Genomic DNA, 17,306 nt, shown 5'->3' with positions numbered 1-17,306 from the left:
CTGGATCTAGATGTAAGAAGAAAGAGCGGCGCCACGCGCCTGAAAGAGGGAAGAAAACCACAATATCCCACCTTTCGTCTTTCCTCTTCTGCCTTCCTTCTTCTATTTCTCTTCGACTTCTAAGCGGTCGACTTTCTGGAAGCCTCGCGACAACTTGCTGCCCCGGCGGCCACGCTCACCGACGTAATAGTCGAGATCGCGACTCGAGAGCGTCTGCTTGCGTTTACCGGCGTGAACCACCAGCGAAGCGCCGGCGGGCAGCATGGCGAGATCACGCACGAACTCTTCCCGGTTGGCGGCGCGCGCGCCGGGAATATCGATCATCTTGTTGCCCTTGCCCTTGGCCATGACCGGCAGTTGCTCGAGCGGGAACACCAGCAAACGTCCTTCGTTGGAGACCACGGCGATGCGCGTGTCTTCTCCTTCCGCCACCGCGACAGGCGGCATGACACTGCACCCCTTGGGCACGCTGAGCGCGGCCTTGCCCGCCTTGCTCTTGCCGATCAAGTCATCGAGCCGAGCGATGAAACCATAGCCCCCATCGGATGCCAGCACATAGCGTGCTTCGGGGACATCGAGCATGACGCCGACCATGCTCGCGCCGGCGCCGGGATTGATGCGTCCCGTGATGGGCTCACCTTGGCTGCGGGCCGAGGGCAGGTTATGTGCAGGCAGCGTATAGCTGCGTCCAGCGTCATCGAGCAGTACCAGCGGTTGATTGGACTTGCCCCGTGCGGCCAGATGAAAACTGTCGCCCGCCTTGTAGGAAAGTCCTGCAGGGTCGATCTCATGGCCCTTGGCACTGCGAATCCAGCCTTTTTCGGAGAGCACCACGGTAATCGGATCGGCGCCTACCAGCTCGACCTCGGACAAGGCCTTGGCTTCGCCGCGTTCGACGAGCGGCGCGCGGCGTGCATCGCCATAGTCGTCGGCGTCCTGGCGCAATTCGCGCTCGATCAGGTCAGTCAGCGCCTCATCGTTGCCCAGCAGTTCCTTGAGGCGTTCGCGTTCGGCGCTCAGCTCGTCCTGCTCGCCGCGAATCTTGAACTCTTCGAGCTTGGCCAGATGCCGCAAACGCAGCTCGAGAATCGCTTCGGCTTGACGCTCGGACAACCCGAAGGCGTTAATCAATCCCGGTTTGGGCTCGTCCTCCTCGCGGATGATACGGATCACCTCATCGATATCGAGATACGCCGCCAGCAAGCCTTCAAGGATATGCAGGCGGTCCTCGACCTTCTTGAGGCGGTGTTCGAGTCGGCGGCGCACCGTCGCCCGACGGAACCGCAGCCACTCGCCCAGGATGGCGTGGAGTGCCATGACGCGCGGCCGGCCATCCAGCCCGATCACGTTCAGGTTGACGCGCACGTTCTTCTCGAGATCGGTGGTGGCGAACAGGTGCGCCATCAGTGCCTCGACATCGACCTTGCCGGAGCGCGGCACCAGCACCAGACGCGTGGGCGTCTCGTGGGTCGATTCGTCACGCAAGTCCGCCACCATGGGTAGCTTCTTGGCTTGCATCTGCGCGGCGATCTGCTCGAGCACCTTGGCGCCGCTGACCTGATAGGGCAGTGCGGTAACCACCACATTGCCCTCTTCCAGCGTATAGCGCCCGCGCAGTTTCACCGAGCCGCGCCCACTCTCGTAGAGCTTGCCGAGATCGGCCGGCGAACTGATGATTTCCGCTTCGGTGGGGAAATCCGGCGCCGGCACGTAACGCATCAGGTCACTGACGCTGGCCTCGGGATGGCGCAGCAAATGGCAGGTCGCGTCCACGACTTCGCGCACGTTATGAGGCGGAATGTCGGTGGCCATGCCCACCGCGATACCGGTCGCGCCATTGAGCAACACGTGCGGCAAACGCGACGGCAGCACGGCCGGCTCGTCGAGGGTGCCATCGAAGTTGGGCGTCCAGTCGACGGTGCCCTGGCCGAGTTCGGAGAGCAGCACTTCGGAGAATTTCGACAGTCGCGCCTCGGTATAGCGCATCGCCGCGAACGACTTGGGATCGTCGGGACTCCCCCAATTGCCCTGGCCGTCGACCAGTGGATAGCGATAGCTGAACGACTGCGCCATCAACACCATCGCCTCGTAACAGGCGCTGTCGCCGTGTGGATGGAACTTACCCAGCACGTCGCCAACGGTACGCGCCGACTTTTTGTACTTGGCGCTCGCCGTCAGCGACAACTCGCGCATGGCATAGACGATGCGCCGTTGCACCGGCTTCATGCCATCGCCGATATGCGGCAGCGCACGGTCGAGAATCACGTACATCGAATAATCGAGGTACGCCTTCTCGGTGTATTCCTTGAGGGAAAGCCGTTCGACGTCGCCTTCCTCGACATGGATATCCATGGTCATGGGTTTGGGGCCCTATCTACCATCATGGAAACTTCGCGGACAGTGCCCGCACGAAACATAGCTTGAAGAGAGAAGAACGGCGCTTCGCGCCTTGAGAGGGAAGATAAACGCATCGTTTCCCTTCCCTCTCACGTCTGCCTTCTTAGTTCTTCGTCCTTATCTCTTCCATCTTCCTTCTTACACCTCGATATCGGCGAGGTTGCCGTAATCCTCGAGCCAGTTCTTGCGGTCGCCGGCACGCTTCTTGGCCAGCAACATATCCATCATCTCGCGGGTGCCGTCGTCCGTAGCGAGGGTCAGTTGCACAAGGCGACGCGTATCGGCGGCCATGGTGGTTTCACGCAACTGCAATGGGCTCATTTCGCCAAGGCCCTTGAAGCGCTGAACGTTCGGCGTGCCACGCTTGCCTTCGAGGCGTTTCAAGATGGCAGCCTTCTCGCTTTCGTCGAGGGCATAGTGGACTTCCTTGCCCAGGTCGATGCGATACAGCGGCGGCATGGCCACGAACACATGGCCAGCATCGACCAGCGCGGGGAAGTGACGCACGAACAACGCGCACAGCAGGGTTGCGATGTGCAGGCCGTCGGAGTCGGCATCGGCGAGGATGCAGATCTTGTGATAACGCAGCTTGGTGAGATCGTCGCTGCCGGGGTCCATGCCGATGGCCACGGCGATGTCGTGGACCTCCTGGGAGCTGTAGATATCGTGCGCCTCGACTTCCCAGGTATTGAGGATCTTGCCACGCAGCGGGAGGATCGCCTGCGTCTCACGATCTCGCGCCTGTTTGGCGCTGCCGCCAGCGCTATCGCCCTCGACCAGAAACAGCTCGGAGGCCGCCGGGTCCTGCCCTGCGCAGTCGGCAAGCTTACCCGGCAAGGCGGGACCGGAGGTCACCTTCTTGCGCGCCACCTTCTTGGCACTCTTCTGGCGCCGCTGGGCGGCATTGATCACCAGTTCGGCCAACGCCTCGGCTTGGTCGACGTGATGGTTGAGCCACAAAGAGAAGGCGTCCTTGACGACGCCGGAGACGAAGCCCGCCACCACGCGCGAGGAGAGTCGTTCCTTGGTCTGGCCGGCGAACTGGGGATCGAGCAGCTTCACGGAGAGCACGAAGGCGACACGCTCCCACAGATCATCGCCGGTCAATTTGACCCCGCGCGGCAGCAGGCTGCGGTATTCGCAGAATTCACGCAGCGCCTCGAGCAGCCCCGAGCGCAAGCCATTGACGTGCGTCCCGCCGAGCGGTGTGGGAATCAGGTTGACGTAGGACTCTTGCAGTAATTCGCCGCCTTCGGGGAGCCACTGGATTGCCCAGTCGACGCCCTGATCATCGTCCTCGAAATGGCCGAGAAACGGCGAGCTGGGTAGCGCCTCGACATCGTCGGTCGCCTGGGCCAGGTAATCGCGCAAGCCGTCGGCGTATTGCCAGACGCTCTCGCTGCCGTCGGTATCCACCAATGTCACCTCGAGCCCAGGGCAGAGGACCGCCTTGGCGCGCAGCAGGTGCTGAAGACGCGGTAGCGAGAGCTTAGGACTATCGAAATAACTCTCGTCGGGCCAGAAGCGCAGCACCGTGCCCGTGGTCTTCTTGGTACACGACCCGATGACGGCGAGTTCCTCTACCTTGTCGCCATGGGCGAAGGCTATGCCGTGGCGGTCGCCGTCGCGGCAGACCTCGATTTCCAGACGCCGCGACAGCGCATTGACCACCGACACCCCGACACCGTGCAGACCGCCCGAAAAGCGGTAACTCGATTGGGAGAACTTCCCGCCCGCATGCAGTCGGGTCAAGATGAGTTCGACGCCTGAGACCCCATGCTCGGGGTGCATGTCGATGGGCATGCCACGCCCGTCGTCGCTAACTTCGATGCCGCCGTCGTCATGCAGGCGCACGCGGATGTGGCGCGCGTGTCCGGCCAGCGCCTCGTCGACGCTGTTGTCGATGACCTCCTGCACGAGGTGGTTGGGGCGACTGGTATCGGTGTACATTCCGGGGCGCTTGCGCACCGGGTCGAGTCCCGACAGGACCTCGATGGAACTGGCACTGTATTGCGTCATGCGTTGTCCATTAAGTGAGTTCGTCAGAGCGCGCGTACGATCGGGCGGGCAGCGTCCAACCACCATGCGCGAAGATGGCCGGCAAATAATCGGCCAGGGCACTGAAACCGTGATCGCCGCTAGGATGCACGAGCATCGAAGCACCGGCATAAAAAGTTAGCGCATCGCGGCAATTCAGTGTTTCATCGGCGCTGCCCAGCAGCACTTGATAGCGGCCCGGGTCGATGACGGCGGCGGGCGTCATCGCCTCGAGTGCTTCGCCATGGCGCTCGTCGATGGTGAAGCGTTCGTGGGTATAGGGATTCTCCAGCGGAGCGCCCATCCACTGTGTCACCAACCGTGCCGGACGCACCGCGGGGTTGATCAACACCGCGCGCACTCCGAAGCGTTCGGCCAGGCAGGTGGCTAGAAAGCCGCCCATCGAACTGCCGATCAGCAAGGTGTTATTGCCCAGGGCATGCAACTCGCGCTCAGCGCATGCCAAGGCTTCATCGGGGCGATGCGGCAATTGCGGCGTGACACACCGAGGTGGCGCCACATCCTCGCTCGCCAAACGCTCGCAGGTGGCCGCGATCAAGCGCGCCTTGGGCGACGCCGCGCCACTGTTGAAACCGTGCAGATACAGAATATTAGCCACGGGCGTCATATTAGCCACAGGCGTCATATTGGCCACGGGCATCGTCAGCATACCGCACAACCTGTACAAACAGCCAGTGTCATGTTCCGTCCTGTGCTTGCCATACGACATCGAGCAGGCCTCGGCTGGAATCGTCCAGCGTCTCAGCACCGCGCCGCGAGGCCAGAATCTGCTCGGTTTCGGAGGCGATCTGCTTGCCCAGTTCCACGCCCCACTGATCGAAGGGGTTGATGTCCCAGAGGGTGGCTTGCACGAACACCTTGTGCTCGTAGAGCGCAATCAGCGAGCCCAGCGTGCGCGGTGTCAGGCGATCGAGCAGCAGCGTGGTCGAGGGCTGGTTGCCGCGGTAACGCTTGTGACTGGGGCGCGGGGCATCGCTGGGCAAGGCTTCGTCCCCCAGCATCAAGACTCGTGACTGGGCAACGCAGTTGGCCAGCGTCAAACGGTGCTGGGCCTTGAGGTGCGCTCGCGTAGCCGGATCTTCGACTCGATCATAACGTCGCACCGGGGCGATGAAATCGCACTCCACCGCCTGGGTTCCCTGATGCAGCAACTGATAGAAGGCGTGTTGCGCATTGGGACCTAGCTGTCCCCACAATACTGGGCAGGTGGAATACGGCGTGATCTCGCCACTATTGGTGACCGACTTGCCGTTGGATTCCATCTCCAACTGCTCGAGATAGCTGGCGAAATACTCGAGCCGGCCATCGTAGGGCAGAATCGAATGCGCGCGCACGTCGAGGAAGTTAACGTTCCAGATGCCCGCCAAGGCCAGCAGCACCGGCAGGTTGTCCTCGAGCGGTGTCTCACGGAAATGGCGGTCCATGTCGTGAGCGCCCGCCAGCAGTTCACGGAAGTTGTCCATGCCCACTGCCAACGCGATGGGCAAGCCAATGGCCCCCCATAGCGAATAACGACCGCCGACCCATTCCCAGAAGCGCAACTGATGACGCGGATCGATGCCCCACTCGCTCATCTTCTCGGGCTTGGCCGAGACACCGATGAAATGCTGGCGCATCACCAACTCGCTCATCTCGGTGTCTTGATCGCCATCGGTCAAGCGCGTCATCAACCAGTCACGCGCGGTCGAGGCGTTGGACAGCGTATCGATGGTGGTGAACGACTTCGATGACAGCACGAACAGCGTGGTGGCAGGATTGAACCGGGTCAGGTAGTCGGCGAGTTGCGAGCCGTCCATGGTCGAGGCGAAATGAATGTCGACTTGATGTACGTCGCGTGGCCGGTAATCGGCCAGGGCGTGGGTCACCATCAAAGGCCCCAGATCGGAACCGCCGACACCCAGGTTCACCACATCGGTGATCGGCCGTCCCGTGGCGCCGCGCCATTGGCCGGCGTGGCATTTCTCGACCATCGCTTGCATGCGGGCCAGCGTTTCATGGACATCGGGCACGACGTCCTCGCCCTCGACCACCAGGCTAGCATCGGCTGGTAGACGCAAGGCGGTATGCAAGGCCGGGCGATCCTCGGAGAGATTGACCCGATCGCCGTTTTGCAAACGCGCGATGGCGCCCTCGAGATCCGCCTCGCGGGCCAGCTCGAGTAGCATCGCAAGCGTCTCGTCACGCCAGCGATGTTTGGACAGATCCAGCGTCAGCCCCACCCCGCGTCGCGTGAAGCGTGCATGACGGCCGGAATGCTCGGTGAACAGGCTCTTGAGATGCACATCACGCATCTCAGTGGCATGCGCGGCGAGCCTTTGCCAGGCCGGTGAATGGTGGATCATGGTTGACTGGGTCATGACTCGTACTCTCCTTGACAAGCTCGCTAATGGCCCCGCGGATGCACAGCCCCGGCGCGGCGCGTACAATGCGCCATTCCCTGTGGCCCCGCCACGCCTCGACTCGATGAGTGCCTCATGAGTGACGCATCTTACCGTGACGCGATCTTTTCGACACCCCTCGACCGGGTGGCCAACTTTTCCTTCGACGAACAGGTCGTCGCCTGCTTTCCCGACATGATTCGTCGCTCGGTACCCGGCTATGGCCAGATACTTGGCATGCTGGGCTTGATCGCCGAACGCCACCTGCGCTTCGGCGCGCATGTCTATGACCTGGGCTGCTCGCTGGGGGCCGTAACCCTCGCGCTCGCCGGGCGCTTGCCGCCCGACGCCTTCACGCTGACCGGGGTCGACCTGTCACCGACGATGGTCGCCCGTGCGCGTGAAACGCTCGGCGAAGAATGTCCCGATCATCGCATCGATATCGTCGAGGGCGATATCCGCCACGTCGATTACCGACCCGCCGGCATGATCGTGCTCAACTTCACGTTACAATTCTTGCCGCCCGAGGACCGCCGCGCGGTCATCGAACACCTGTACAACGCTCTGGAACCCGGCGGCGTGCTGGTGCTCTCGGAGAAGATCGTGTTACCCGACGAGCAGGAAAATGCCTGGCTGGTGGAACGCTACCACGATTTCAAGCGCGCCAACGGCTACAGCGACATGGAAATCAGCCAGAAGCGCACCGCGCTGGAAAACGTGCTGGTCCCGGATACCCTCGAGACACATCACGACCGACTGCGTACCACCGGTTTTACGCGCGTCAGCACCTGGTTTCAGTATCTCAATTTCGCCTCGATGGTGGCCTTCAAGGATGCCTGATCGCTTCTCGCTCGACCGCCCCCAACGTGCGCTCTTCGATGCCTTCCTCGATCACGGACTGACCGAATGGGTCGCACAGCTGCCGGCGCAACTCGCCAACGGTCTTGACCGTCGACGCTTCGGCGATCTACCCGCCTGGGAGAAGGCCGTCGCCAAACTCCCGGCATTGCCCGAGTCGCGTGATGTCACTCTCGACCAGGACAGCGTGCGGGTCGATGTCGCGCTCGACGACAGCCGCCAACGCCAGTGCGAGAACCTGCTGCGCAAGTTGATGCCCTGGCGCAAAGGGCCCTATGTGTTGGGCGGAATCCACATCGACACCGAATGGCGTTCGGATTGGAAATGGCAGCGCGTCGCACCGCATCTATCCCCGCTCGAGGGACGCCGCGTGCTGGATGTCGGCGGCGGCAACGGCTACCACGCTTGGCGCATGGCCGGCGCAGGCGCGGCGTTTGTGCTAGTCATCGACCCGTCGCCACGCTTCTATTACCAATTTCAGGCCATACGTCATTTCGTCGGCGATGCCGACGCATGGCGTACGCATTTCCTGCCGGTCGGTATCGAGGACGTCCCCCCGCAACTCGAAGCGTTCGACACCACCTTCTCGATGGGCGTGCTCTACCACCGCTCCTCCCCACTCGAGCATCTAGCGCAACTGCGCGATACGCTGTGCCCCGGCGGCGAACTCGTCCTCGAGACCCTGGTCGTCGAAGGTGACGCGAACACGGTTTTCATGCCCGGTGAGCGCTATGCGGCCATGCCCAACGTATACTTCTTGCCTTCTTCGGCGGCACTATCGCACTGGCTCGTGCGCTGCGGTTTCGAGGACGTGAGAGTCGTCGACGAAGCCCCGACATCGCTGGAAGAACAGCGCAGCACCGCGTGGATGAGATTCCAGTCGTTGGCCGACTTTCTCGATCCCGAGGATCCCACGCTAACCCTTGAAGGCTATCCGGCGCCACGGCGTGCCGTGCTGGTAGCACGCAAGCCGGAGTGACGCTTATATTCGACTAACGCTTATATTCGTCTGACGTTTGCATTCGACTGCCGTTTGCATTCGACTGGCGCGTATTTGACTTGCTCTCTCTCGACATGCGAACGATAATGTTTATCATTATCGATGTCGTAGGAGGCCTATCATGCTGTCGCTCTTCAATACGGCCCTCGAGGGAACGCCGCGTCTGATGCCCTTCACCGATCGCCTGGTACCGGGCGAACTACTCGGCATCTGCGGGCCAAATGGCGCCGGCAAGAGTACCCTGATCGGCTTGCTCGCCGGTCTCTACCGACCCACGCGCGGTAGCATCTGCCTCGACGGACAACCCCTGCACTGCTGGCCTAGCACCTACCGCGCCCAACGCATCGCGCATGTCGTCGCACCACCGCAAAGCCTGGCCGATTGGCGCGTGCGAGACCTGGTCGGACTGGGACTGCTGGAGAGTTGCTCACGCGTCACCCAGCACGGTGCCAGTTCGCCGCCCTGCCTTCCGCTTGCGGTTGAAACGGCACTCAAAGCGCTCGATCTACAGGCTCTGGGCGATCAACGCCTGGGAGAACTCGACCCAGCGAATGCTCAACGCACGATGATCGCGCGTTCGCTGTGCCAAGTCGCGGCGGCGCCCCATTGCCCACTCCGACAGCGGCGCGACAACGGCATTCTGCTCCTAGACCTCGAGCCTCTGGCACCGATGGAAGAGCAGCGCCTCTTAGCCGATCTAGGCGCCGCCTCACGGCGCCACCGTTTGTGCATCGTCCCGGTGGTCAGCCAGTGCGACGCGAGTCTCGCATGCTGTGATCGCGTGTGGTGGATGAACGCCGATGCACGCTGCACCAACGTGACGTCGGCGGTACGCCATGTACTCAGGGTTCAGGTGACCCCGCCGACGGCGGAGACACCTCTGTCGAAGGCGCCGGACGCCACGCCTTGACGTCAATCGGTCTCGGGCGTGTCGGCCTGCAAGGCCTCACGCCGAATGCGCCAGTCTTCCAGTGCCATGCGCGCCTGGGCACGCTGCGCCTGATCCTCCAAGGCGCGTGATGGCGACGCCGTGGCCGCCAACGCGCGATCCTCCAAGTCAGGTGAGTCGTTCGACCAACGATAGTAGGTAGGATCGGTGAGACTCGTCACCGCACCCGCCTCGCTGACCATGACACCCTGCCCGCCATCCTGATGGTTGAATGTCAGTGCCATCGGCGATGCTTGCGGCGTATACAGATCGCGCCCCATCCACGGCACCTGCACGTCGGAAAGCGAATGCGCCCAGAGTGTCGGGAAAATATCCCGATGGCTGGTCCAGTCCTCGACCTGCGCCTCGCCATCACCCCGATAGGCCGGAGGCACCCACATCAGCACCGGCACACCGAATTGATCGAACAAATCATGCGCGTCGGGGTACTGCATGAGGGAGCGGGTATTGTGATCGCCGGTCGCCGCGAACAGCGTATGATCCATCAATCCATCCGCGTCGAGACGGTCGAGAAACCGCCCCATGCTGTCATTGGCATACTGATAGGTCTCGAGGATCGAGGTACCAAACTCGGGCGAGACGGCCAGCTCATCGCCCAGCCGCGAGACATCCAAGGGTGCGGGTTCGTAGTCTTCCGGAATCTTGTACGGCGGATGATTGGTGATCGAGAGCATCACCAGCATCAGCTTCTCGTCGTTGGCCTCGGCCTCTTTCAGAAGCTCTTCGCCATAACGGAACATCCACTCATCGAAGAGTCCCCAGGTGCTACCCTCGGCATCAGGGAAGCGCTCGCGTATCGCGCTCTCTCCCAGCACCTCGTCGAAGCCTTGGCGCTTGAGTGCACCATCGAGATTACGCCACTGCGCCGAGCCCGAGGTCAAAAAGACAGTGTGATAACCCGCGCGCTCATAAGGCAACACCGTCGACGTCGAATACTGACGATAGCCATAACGACTTTGCGTCAACGGGCTGATCGGCGTGTCGAACAGTAGCCCCTCCAGGGAGGGATGCGTGCCGTTCTCGGCCGATAGTGCATGCGGGAAATAATCTGCCTTTTCCTGCATCCAGGGACGCAAGTGGCCCAGCAGATCGTTGTCTTCGGCGTCGTCGAAATCCAGCGGGTGACGCCCCCAGCTCTCCATCAAACTGAACACGACATGCGGCGGTTTATCTTTTTCAGCGGATCGCGCGGGAGTCGTCTCGGTCATGTGGTCGAAAACCGCCTGCGGAGTATCGGCCTGCGACCAACCGAGCACTTCTGCCGCCGCCATGGGCGAGCTGAATCCATAACGCGCCAAGCCCGACTGAGGATCGTCGCCAATCTGATTGACCTGACGCTCCTTCCAGGCGAGATAAAGCGCCTGCGGTCCACTGGGCACCAAATCGTTGACAAAGGCACTCGACGACACCGCCATGTGCATCTCGCGCAAGGGAAAGGTCCCCAGAGTGCCACGCCCCAACCCAATCAACGCCACCCAGGAAACGACCACCAACAAGGTGGCCCGACGCCAGCCTAGCCGACGCCGTTCTTGTCGGTGGCCGTGCCGCATCAAGGCGACTTGGATTCCCGTCATGCCGGTCAAGGCAATCAGCAAGGAGAAAAAGGGATAATCACTCCAGATCGTTTCCAGTACCGCCTGGGTATCGTCTTCGAACAACCCGAATATCAGCGAGTTGATCGGGCCCTGATAAAAGGTGAAGAAGAAATGATTGATCAACGCCAAGAGATTGATCAACACCATGATGGCAATGGCCCAGACTGGCCATAGGCGACGCCAGCCAGCCAAGAAGACGCGCGGGAGGGGGAGCAATGCCGTCGCCACCACCAGCCATGGCCCCAGGAGAATCGCCATGATCTTGGCGTCGAAACGTAGCCCCATCCAGAAGGCTTGCAGCAACTCCCCGGCCGGGACATCGAGCGAAGACGGCGCATTCAGTTGCCACAGCAAGACACGCATCAAGGTCAGGGTCACTACCCCAATGAGCCCCAGCCGCCACAGTTGACGGTTCATTTCGCGCCAGTGCTGCCAACGCGAAACGGTCACGGAATCTTTATACATATGTCATCCAAGCCTGATAAGCGCGCACACTATACCGGCCTTGGACGCCGCTGACGACACGTTAGCGGGCTAATTAGAAATAAAAGGTAAGAGGTATCAGCGGGAAAAGAGGCGCTTTCACAAACGACGACGCGCGGCCGAAACCGCGCGTCGCAATATAGACTGGCTCTCTTAGTCTTACGGACACGGCCCGCTTTGCAGGTTGGCCTGAGTCACGTTGCTGCCCGGCTCCACACTACGCGTGAGCCACACGTTGCCCCCAATGATCGAGCCCTTGCCGATGGTGATACGCCCCAAGATGGTCGCCCCGGCGTAGACGACCACATCGTCCTCGACGATGGGGTGGCGCGGCAGGCCTTTTTCCAGATGGCCGCGCTCATCCGATGGAAAGCGCTTGGCCCCCAGCGTCACGGCCTGATAGAGACGCACGTTATTGCCAATGATCGCGGTTTCACCGATGACCACGCCAGTGCCATGGTCGATGAAGAAACCCTCGCCGATAGTGGCTCCCGGATGGATGTCGATGCCCGTATCCGAATGCGCGATTTCCGCGATCATCCGCGCCAGCAACGAAAGATCCTCCTGGTAAAAATAGCTGGCGATACGGTGATGGATGACCGCATGCACCCCCGGATAGCACAACAACACCTCGTCGACGCTGCGCGCCGCCGGATCGCCATGGTAGGCCGCCATCACATCGGCATCGAGGCGGCGGCGAAGCTCGGGCAAGTCGGCCGCGAACCCCTGCACGATCTCCACCGCACGCGCCTGGGTATCACCGGCATCGTGCCCTAGTTGCCGGGCGATGTACTTCAGCTCCAGGCACACTTCGTGGCATAGCGCATTGAGGGTGGCATCCAGCGTGTGGCCGACGTAGAAGTCCTCGCTCTCGCGACGCAGATCACTAGGGCCGAGACGCATCGGAAACAACGCCCCGATCAAGTCGTCGGTAATGACACGAATGGCACTCCGCGACGGCAGTTCACGACAGCCACGCTCGCGCGAGCGCCCATGACGCTCGCGCCAGGTTTCACGAGTAGCTCTCAACTGCGTCACGATTTCCTCAAGCTGCCAATCGACGTTATGCATACCTCACCGTGTCCTCAATGAATGCGAGTGCCTCATGATAAGCCGCCTCATGATCGAGTGCGACCTCGATCCCATGCACTTTCTTCGCGTAGAGCTTGCCACAGCGCTTACCGCAGCACCCAATGCAAAATGCCCTTCCCCGCAGGCGGGAAAGGGCATGCAAGACACTAGGCAGCCGCGGCTCAGCGTCCCATCAGCGAGCGGACGTCTTTCGCCTCCCAATGCGGGAAATGCTTACGAACCAACGCATTGAGTTCTATCTCGAAGGCCTGCCAATCCACCTCACCGTTGCTCGTACCGGCGCTCTTGGCCGCGCCACGTACCATCCCTGCACCCACGGTGACGTTGGTCAGCCGGTCGATGACGATGAAGCTGCCGGTGCCGGGACTCACGCGGTAATCGTCCACCGGCAGCGTGCCGGCCACTTCGATGCGGCAGCGGCCAATGGCATTGAGCCCCAGGGTCTCGGCAGCGTGATGCTCGAGCGTGTTGACGTCGATCTGGTAGTCGATCTGACTCACCTTGCCGGCGAGATCCCGGGTGGCGAGCTTGAGGTCATAAAGCCGACCGGTCTCGAGAGCGGTGTCGTTCATCCACACGATGTCCGCCTCGAAGGCGTCGGCCAGCGGCACTTCGGCATCGGCGGCGACCAGCCAGTCACCCCGCGAGATGTCGATCTCGTCGTCGAGCGTGACGGTGATCGCCTGCCCCGGATACGCCACCTCGAGATCGCCGTCGAAGGTGACGATGCGCGCCACCGTGGAGGACTTGCCAGAGGGCAGCACCTTGACGCGCTGGCCGGGCCGCAGGATGCCGGCCTCGAGCGTGCCGCAGTAGCCGCGGAAGTCGAGGTGCGGGCGGTTGACGTACTGTACCGGCAGCCGCAGGTCCGTCAGGTTCCGGTCGTGCGTGACCTCGACGGTCTCCAGCAGATTGAGCAGCGCCGGGCCCTCGTACCAGCTCATGGCCTCGCTCTTGTTGACGACGTTGTCGCCTTCCAGCGCGGACAGCGGTACGAAGTGAATGTCCGGCGCGTTGAGCTTGGCAGCGAACTCGCGGTACTCGGCGACGATCTCGTCGAAGCGTGCCTGGGAATAATCGACCAGGTCCATCTTGTTGACCGCGATCACCAGGTGCTGGATGCCCAGCAGGTCGGCGATGAAGCTGTGCCGCCGGGTCTGGGTCTGCACGCCATGGCGGGCGTCGATCAGGATCACCGCGAGGCTGGCCGTGGAGGCGCCGGTCGCCATGTTGCGGGTGTACTGCTCGTGCCCGGGGGTGTCGGCGATGATGAACTTGCGCTTGTCGGTGGAGAAGTACCGATAGGCGACATCGATGGTGATGCCCTGCTCACGCTCGGACTGCAAGCCGTCGACCAACAGCGCCAGATCGACCTTATCGCCGGTGGTGCCGCTGGTCTTGGAGGCCTGCGTGATCGCCGCGAGCTGATCCTCGTAGATCATCTTGGAATCGTGCAGCAAGCGCCCGATCAGGGTCGACTTGCCGTCATCGACGCTCCCGCAGGTAATGAAACGCAAGAGATCCTTGTTTTCATGCTCATGCAGGTAGGACTCGATATCGTCGGCGATCAGCGATGACTGGTGTGACATTAAAAGTACCCTTCGCGTTTTTTACGCTCCATGGACCCTGCCTGGTCGCGGTCGATAGTACGGCCGGAGCGCTCGCTGGTCTTGGTCAGCAGCATTTCCTGGATGATCTCGGGCAGCGTGTCGGCTTTCGATTCCACCGCACCGGTCAGCGGGTAGCAGCCCAGCGTACGGAAACGTACCCACTTCTCTTCGGGGACTTCGCCTTCTTCCAGCGGCATGCGGTCATCGTCGACCATGATCCACGTGCCGTCGCGCTCGACCACCGGGCGCGGGGCGGCGTAATACAACGGGACGATGGGGATCGATTCGAGGTAGATGTACTGCCAGATATCCAGCTCGGTCCAGTTGGAGAGCGGGAAGACGCGGATCGACTCGCCCTTGTTGATCTTGCCGTTGTAGATGCTCCACAGCTCCGGACGCTGGTTCTTGGGGTCCCAGCGGTGATGCTTGTCGCGGAAGGAGTAGACACGTTCCTTGGCACGCGAGGCTTCCTCGTCGCGGCGCGCGCCGCCGAAGGCCGCATCGAAGCCGTGCTTGTCCAAGGCCTGCTTGAGCGCCTGGGTTTTCATGATGTCAGTATGCTTGGCACTGCCGTGATCGAACGGATTGATGCCCGCCTCGACGCCTTCCTGATTGATATGCTCGATCAATTCCATGCCCACCTCGTCCGCCATGCGGTCGCGAAACTCGATCATCTCGCGGAACTTCCAGGTGGTGTTGACATGCATCAACGGGAACGGCGGCGTGCCGGGATAAAACGCCTTGCGCGCCAGGTGCAGCATCACCGACGAATCCTTGCCGATGGAGTACAGCATCACCGGGTTGGCGAATTCAGCGGCTACCTCGCGGATGATATGGATCGACTCCGCTTCAAGCTGCTTCAGGTGAGTTTGGCGTTCGGGTGAGATTTCAGACATCTGAAAACCTTGGTTTTTAGGAACAGTCGTTGAGACAAGCTGGAAGCTCGTGGCCCGCCGCTCTACGCGTCATGGCGCTCACGGTACCTAGAGACACATGATAACGTCAAAGAATTAAGGACTATCTTTTAAGCACGCAAAAGAATAAAAGGCATGAATGCAACGCGCCCACCCTCAAGGATCGACGCGCTCCACCCAGGTCGACAAACGCTGTCCTTCCAGGTCGATGATGCGAAAACCGGGGCGAGACGCTTCATCGAGCGTGAACTCATCTCGCCGGGGAAGAAACTGATCGGCGGTGGCGGGACAGCCGTACACGGCAATGTCGCCATGGCGCTTCGCAAACGCCTGATGGATGTGCCCACACAGCACCGCCCGTACCTGGCCGTAAGCGGCCAGCGTCTGCCATAGCGCCTCGCGGTCCGCCAAGCCCAGTGCATCCATCCACGCCGAGCCGATTTTAAGCGGCGGGTGGTGCATGGCCAACAACGTGGGACGGTCGTCTTCCTCGAGACGCATGGCAAGGTCCTGCAAGGCGGCTTGGCCCAGCTCTCCGCCCGCTTGACCGGGTATGCGGGAGTCCAGCAGCAATAGACGCCACTCGCCGAGGTCGAGTTCATCGTGGAAGGGATGTAGCTCTTCCATGAACTCGGGATGGTCATGATTGCCGGTCATCCAGAACCATGGGCACTCGAACTCGGTGAAGACCTCGAAGGCATGACGGTATGCTGCCGGGGATTCGTCATGACCGATATCGCCACTGACCAGCACGATGTCTGGGCGCAACCGCCGTGCCTGAGCGACGACAGCACGCAATTGACGCAGCGGGTATCCGATGCGTGAGCGCGCCTCGGGATTGGCACAGAGATGACAATCGCTGATCTGAATCAGGCGCATCAAGGCAGCTCCGGCACGTCCACGGTCAGCCCGTGAGCCAACCCATGCTCCAGCCACTCCCCCAAGAAACGATTGAGCTGGAGTTTTTCGTCGGGCTGATGCATGCGCGCATTGGGGTAGCGATACCGGCCATGAAAATGTCGTTGGCGCTGAAAGTCGGTGACTTCCGCCATGCGCGCATCGTGATACAGGTGTACGCGCATACGCGGCGACTCGATGATGCCGTCCAGCACACCACTCTGAGAGACACGGCAAATAGTGGTATAAGGCGCGCATTCGAGCACTTCCAGCCACAGCGAACCAAAGCGACGATGCTCACCGGCCAGGACGACCTCGCGTGTTTCTCCGGCGCCCATGTCGCCGAGCAATCGGCTCAGGCGCAGGTAGTTGGCCGTGCACTCGCCTTGCAGGGACTTGAGGTCGTTAACATATGCCGCTTTCGCCATTTTCTACCTCCTTGCCCGTAGCGAGGCACGCTCACGCACCAGCCAATTCAACGCGATCAGGGACATCGCGTTATCGATGACGCCTTGCTCGAGCAGCGCCCAGGTCTTGGCAAAGCTCAGTACGTGGACCTGAATATCTTCGTTTTCGCTCTCGAGACCATGCACACCCCCCAAACCATCGCTATCCACCAGCCCGCAGAACAAGGTAACTCGCTCGGTGCACGCGCCGGGGCTCGGATAGTACGTATACAATTCGATCAACTCGCCGATCTCACAGCCCGCTTCTTCCATGGATTCACGGCGGGCGACCTCGGCACTGGTCTCGCCTGCGTCGACCAATCCCGCCACGGGCTCCAGCTTCCAGGGACTTAGCGGATCGTCCAACGCGCCGGCACGTATTTGTTCGACGTGCACCACGCAATCACGCTGCGGATCGTAAAGCAGCACGCCGACCGCGTCGTGGCGCACATGGACTTCACGGAGGACACGTTCGCTCCATCCGCCGTCAAAACGACGATGCCGATAATGACGCCGCTCGAGACTGAAGAATCCCGACTGCAGCGTTTCATCGAAGCGCTCCTCAACCGACTCATGCGCGTAACGCGGCGTGTAGGGGTGAGCCTGTTCAGCCATGACGCCTCCTGACA

At 61.5% G+C, this 17,306-nt stretch carries 14 protein-coding genes; 3 read left to right on the top strand and 11 right to left on the bottom strand.

The genetic code is table 11. From position 1 onward, the window contains the following. Positions 1-102: 102 nt before the first annotated feature. From parC to pgi, 4 genes are all read right to left on the bottom strand, one after another. Complete coding sequence (parC, locus tag KZO83_RS09450) at positions 103-2,358, bottom strand: DNA topoisomerase IV subunit A (RefSeq protein WP_247620591.1); 2,256 nt, start codon at positions 2,356-2,358, stop codon at positions 103-105. Positions 2,359-2,535: 177 nt separating this feature from the next. Next, positions 2,536-4,416 (bottom strand): DNA topoisomerase IV subunit B, encoded by a 1,881-nt coding sequence (gene parE / locus KZO83_RS09445; RefSeq protein WP_247620590.1) that lies wholly within the window; start codon positions 4,414-4,416, stop codon positions 2,536-2,538. Positions 4,417-4,426: 10 nt separating this feature from the next. Further along, entirely contained in the window at positions 4,427-5,104 is a 678-nt protein-coding gene (locus KZO83_RS09440) for a YqiA/YcfP family alpha/beta fold hydrolase (RefSeq protein ID WP_247620589.1), read from the bottom strand. Positions 5,105-5,132: 28 nt separating this feature from the next. Then, positions 5,133-6,812: a glucose-6-phosphate isomerase gene (gene pgi, locus KZO83_RS09435; protein WP_247620588.1), complete on the bottom strand. Its 1,680-nt coding sequence runs from the start codon at positions 6,810-6,812 to the stop codon at positions 5,133-5,135. Positions 6,813-6,929: 117 nt separating this feature from the next. On the opposite strand from pgi, the gene cmoA reads away from it, so the two are divergent. The 3 genes from cmoA to KZO83_RS09420 all read left to right on the top strand — a co-directional run bounded on the left by cmoA (position 6,930) and on the right by KZO83_RS09420 (position 9,601). Further along, a complete protein-coding gene (gene cmoA / locus KZO83_RS09430; protein ID WP_247620587.1) occupies positions 6,930-7,673 on the top strand; it encodes a carboxy-S-adenosyl-L-methionine synthase CmoA in 744 nt (247 codons plus the stop codon). Continuing rightward, positions 7,666-8,670 carry a tRNA 5-methoxyuridine(34)/uridine 5-oxyacetic acid(34) synthase CmoB gene (gene cmoB, locus KZO83_RS09425; protein WP_247620586.1) on the top strand — a complete coding sequence of 335 codons (1,005 nt, stop codon included), beginning with the start codon at positions 7,666-7,668 and terminating at the stop codon, positions 8,668-8,670. Before cmoA ends, cmoB begins: the two co-directional genes overlap by 8 nt. 142 nt (positions 8,671-8,812) lie before the next feature. Next, the gene (locus KZO83_RS09420; RefSeq protein ID WP_247620585.1) at positions 8,813-9,601 is read left to right on the top strand and encodes an ATP-binding cassette domain-containing protein; all 789 of its coding nucleotides are present in this window, start codon (positions 8,813-8,815) and stop codon (positions 9,599-9,601) included. Between the two features lie 2 nt (positions 9,602-9,603). On the opposite strand, the gene KZO83_RS09415 is transcribed toward KZO83_RS09420, so the two are convergent. The 7 genes from KZO83_RS09415 to KZO83_RS09385 form a co-directional block, all read right to left on the bottom strand. Continuing rightward, positions 9,604-11,700, bottom strand: coding sequence for an LTA synthase family protein (locus KZO83_RS09415; protein ID WP_247620584.1), 2,097 nt, complete (start codon positions 11,698-11,700; stop codon positions 9,604-9,606). 177 nt (positions 11,701-11,877) lie between these two features. Then, the gene (epsC, locus tag KZO83_RS09410; protein WP_075368983.1) at positions 11,878-12,789 is read right to left on the bottom strand and encodes a serine O-acetyltransferase EpsC; all 912 of its coding nucleotides are present in this window, start codon (positions 12,787-12,789) and stop codon (positions 11,878-11,880) included. A gap of 182 nt (positions 12,790-12,971) precedes the next feature. Then, entirely contained in the window at positions 12,972-14,399 is a 1,428-nt protein-coding gene (gene cysN / locus KZO83_RS09405) for a sulfate adenylyltransferase subunit CysN (RefSeq protein WP_247620583.1), read from the bottom strand. Further along, positions 14,399-15,316 (bottom strand): sulfate adenylyltransferase subunit CysD, encoded by a 918-nt coding sequence (gene cysD / locus KZO83_RS09400; RefSeq protein WP_040242428.1) that lies wholly within the window; start codon positions 15,314-15,316, stop codon positions 14,399-14,401. Before cysD ends, cysN begins: the two co-directional genes overlap by 1 nt. A 174-nt stretch (positions 15,317-15,490) precedes the next feature. Further along, complete coding sequence (locus tag KZO83_RS09395) at positions 15,491-16,213, bottom strand: metallophosphoesterase (protein ID WP_178999658.1); 723 nt, start codon at positions 16,211-16,213, stop codon at positions 15,491-15,493. Then, entirely contained in the window at positions 16,213-16,659 is a 447-nt protein-coding gene (locus tag KZO83_RS09390) for a DUF1249 domain-containing protein (RefSeq protein ID WP_247620582.1), read from the bottom strand. The genes KZO83_RS09395 and KZO83_RS09390 overlap by 1 nt, the downstream gene beginning before the upstream one ends. Positions 16,660-16,662: 3 nt before the next feature. Then, positions 16,663-17,292: an NUDIX domain-containing protein gene (locus tag KZO83_RS09385; protein ID WP_178999657.1), complete on the bottom strand. Its 630-nt coding sequence runs from the start codon at positions 17,290-17,292 to the stop codon at positions 16,663-16,665. Positions 17,293-17,306: the final 14 nt, after the last annotated feature.

The sequence above is a fragment of the Chromohalobacter moromii genome (assembly GCF_023091865.1).
GTDB lineage: Bacteria > Pseudomonadota > Gammaproteobacteria > Pseudomonadales > Halomonadaceae > Chromohalobacter > Chromohalobacter moromii.
The sequence above is the reverse complement of the archived record's forward strand: the minus strand, read 5'-3'. Positions and strand labels throughout refer to the sequence as shown.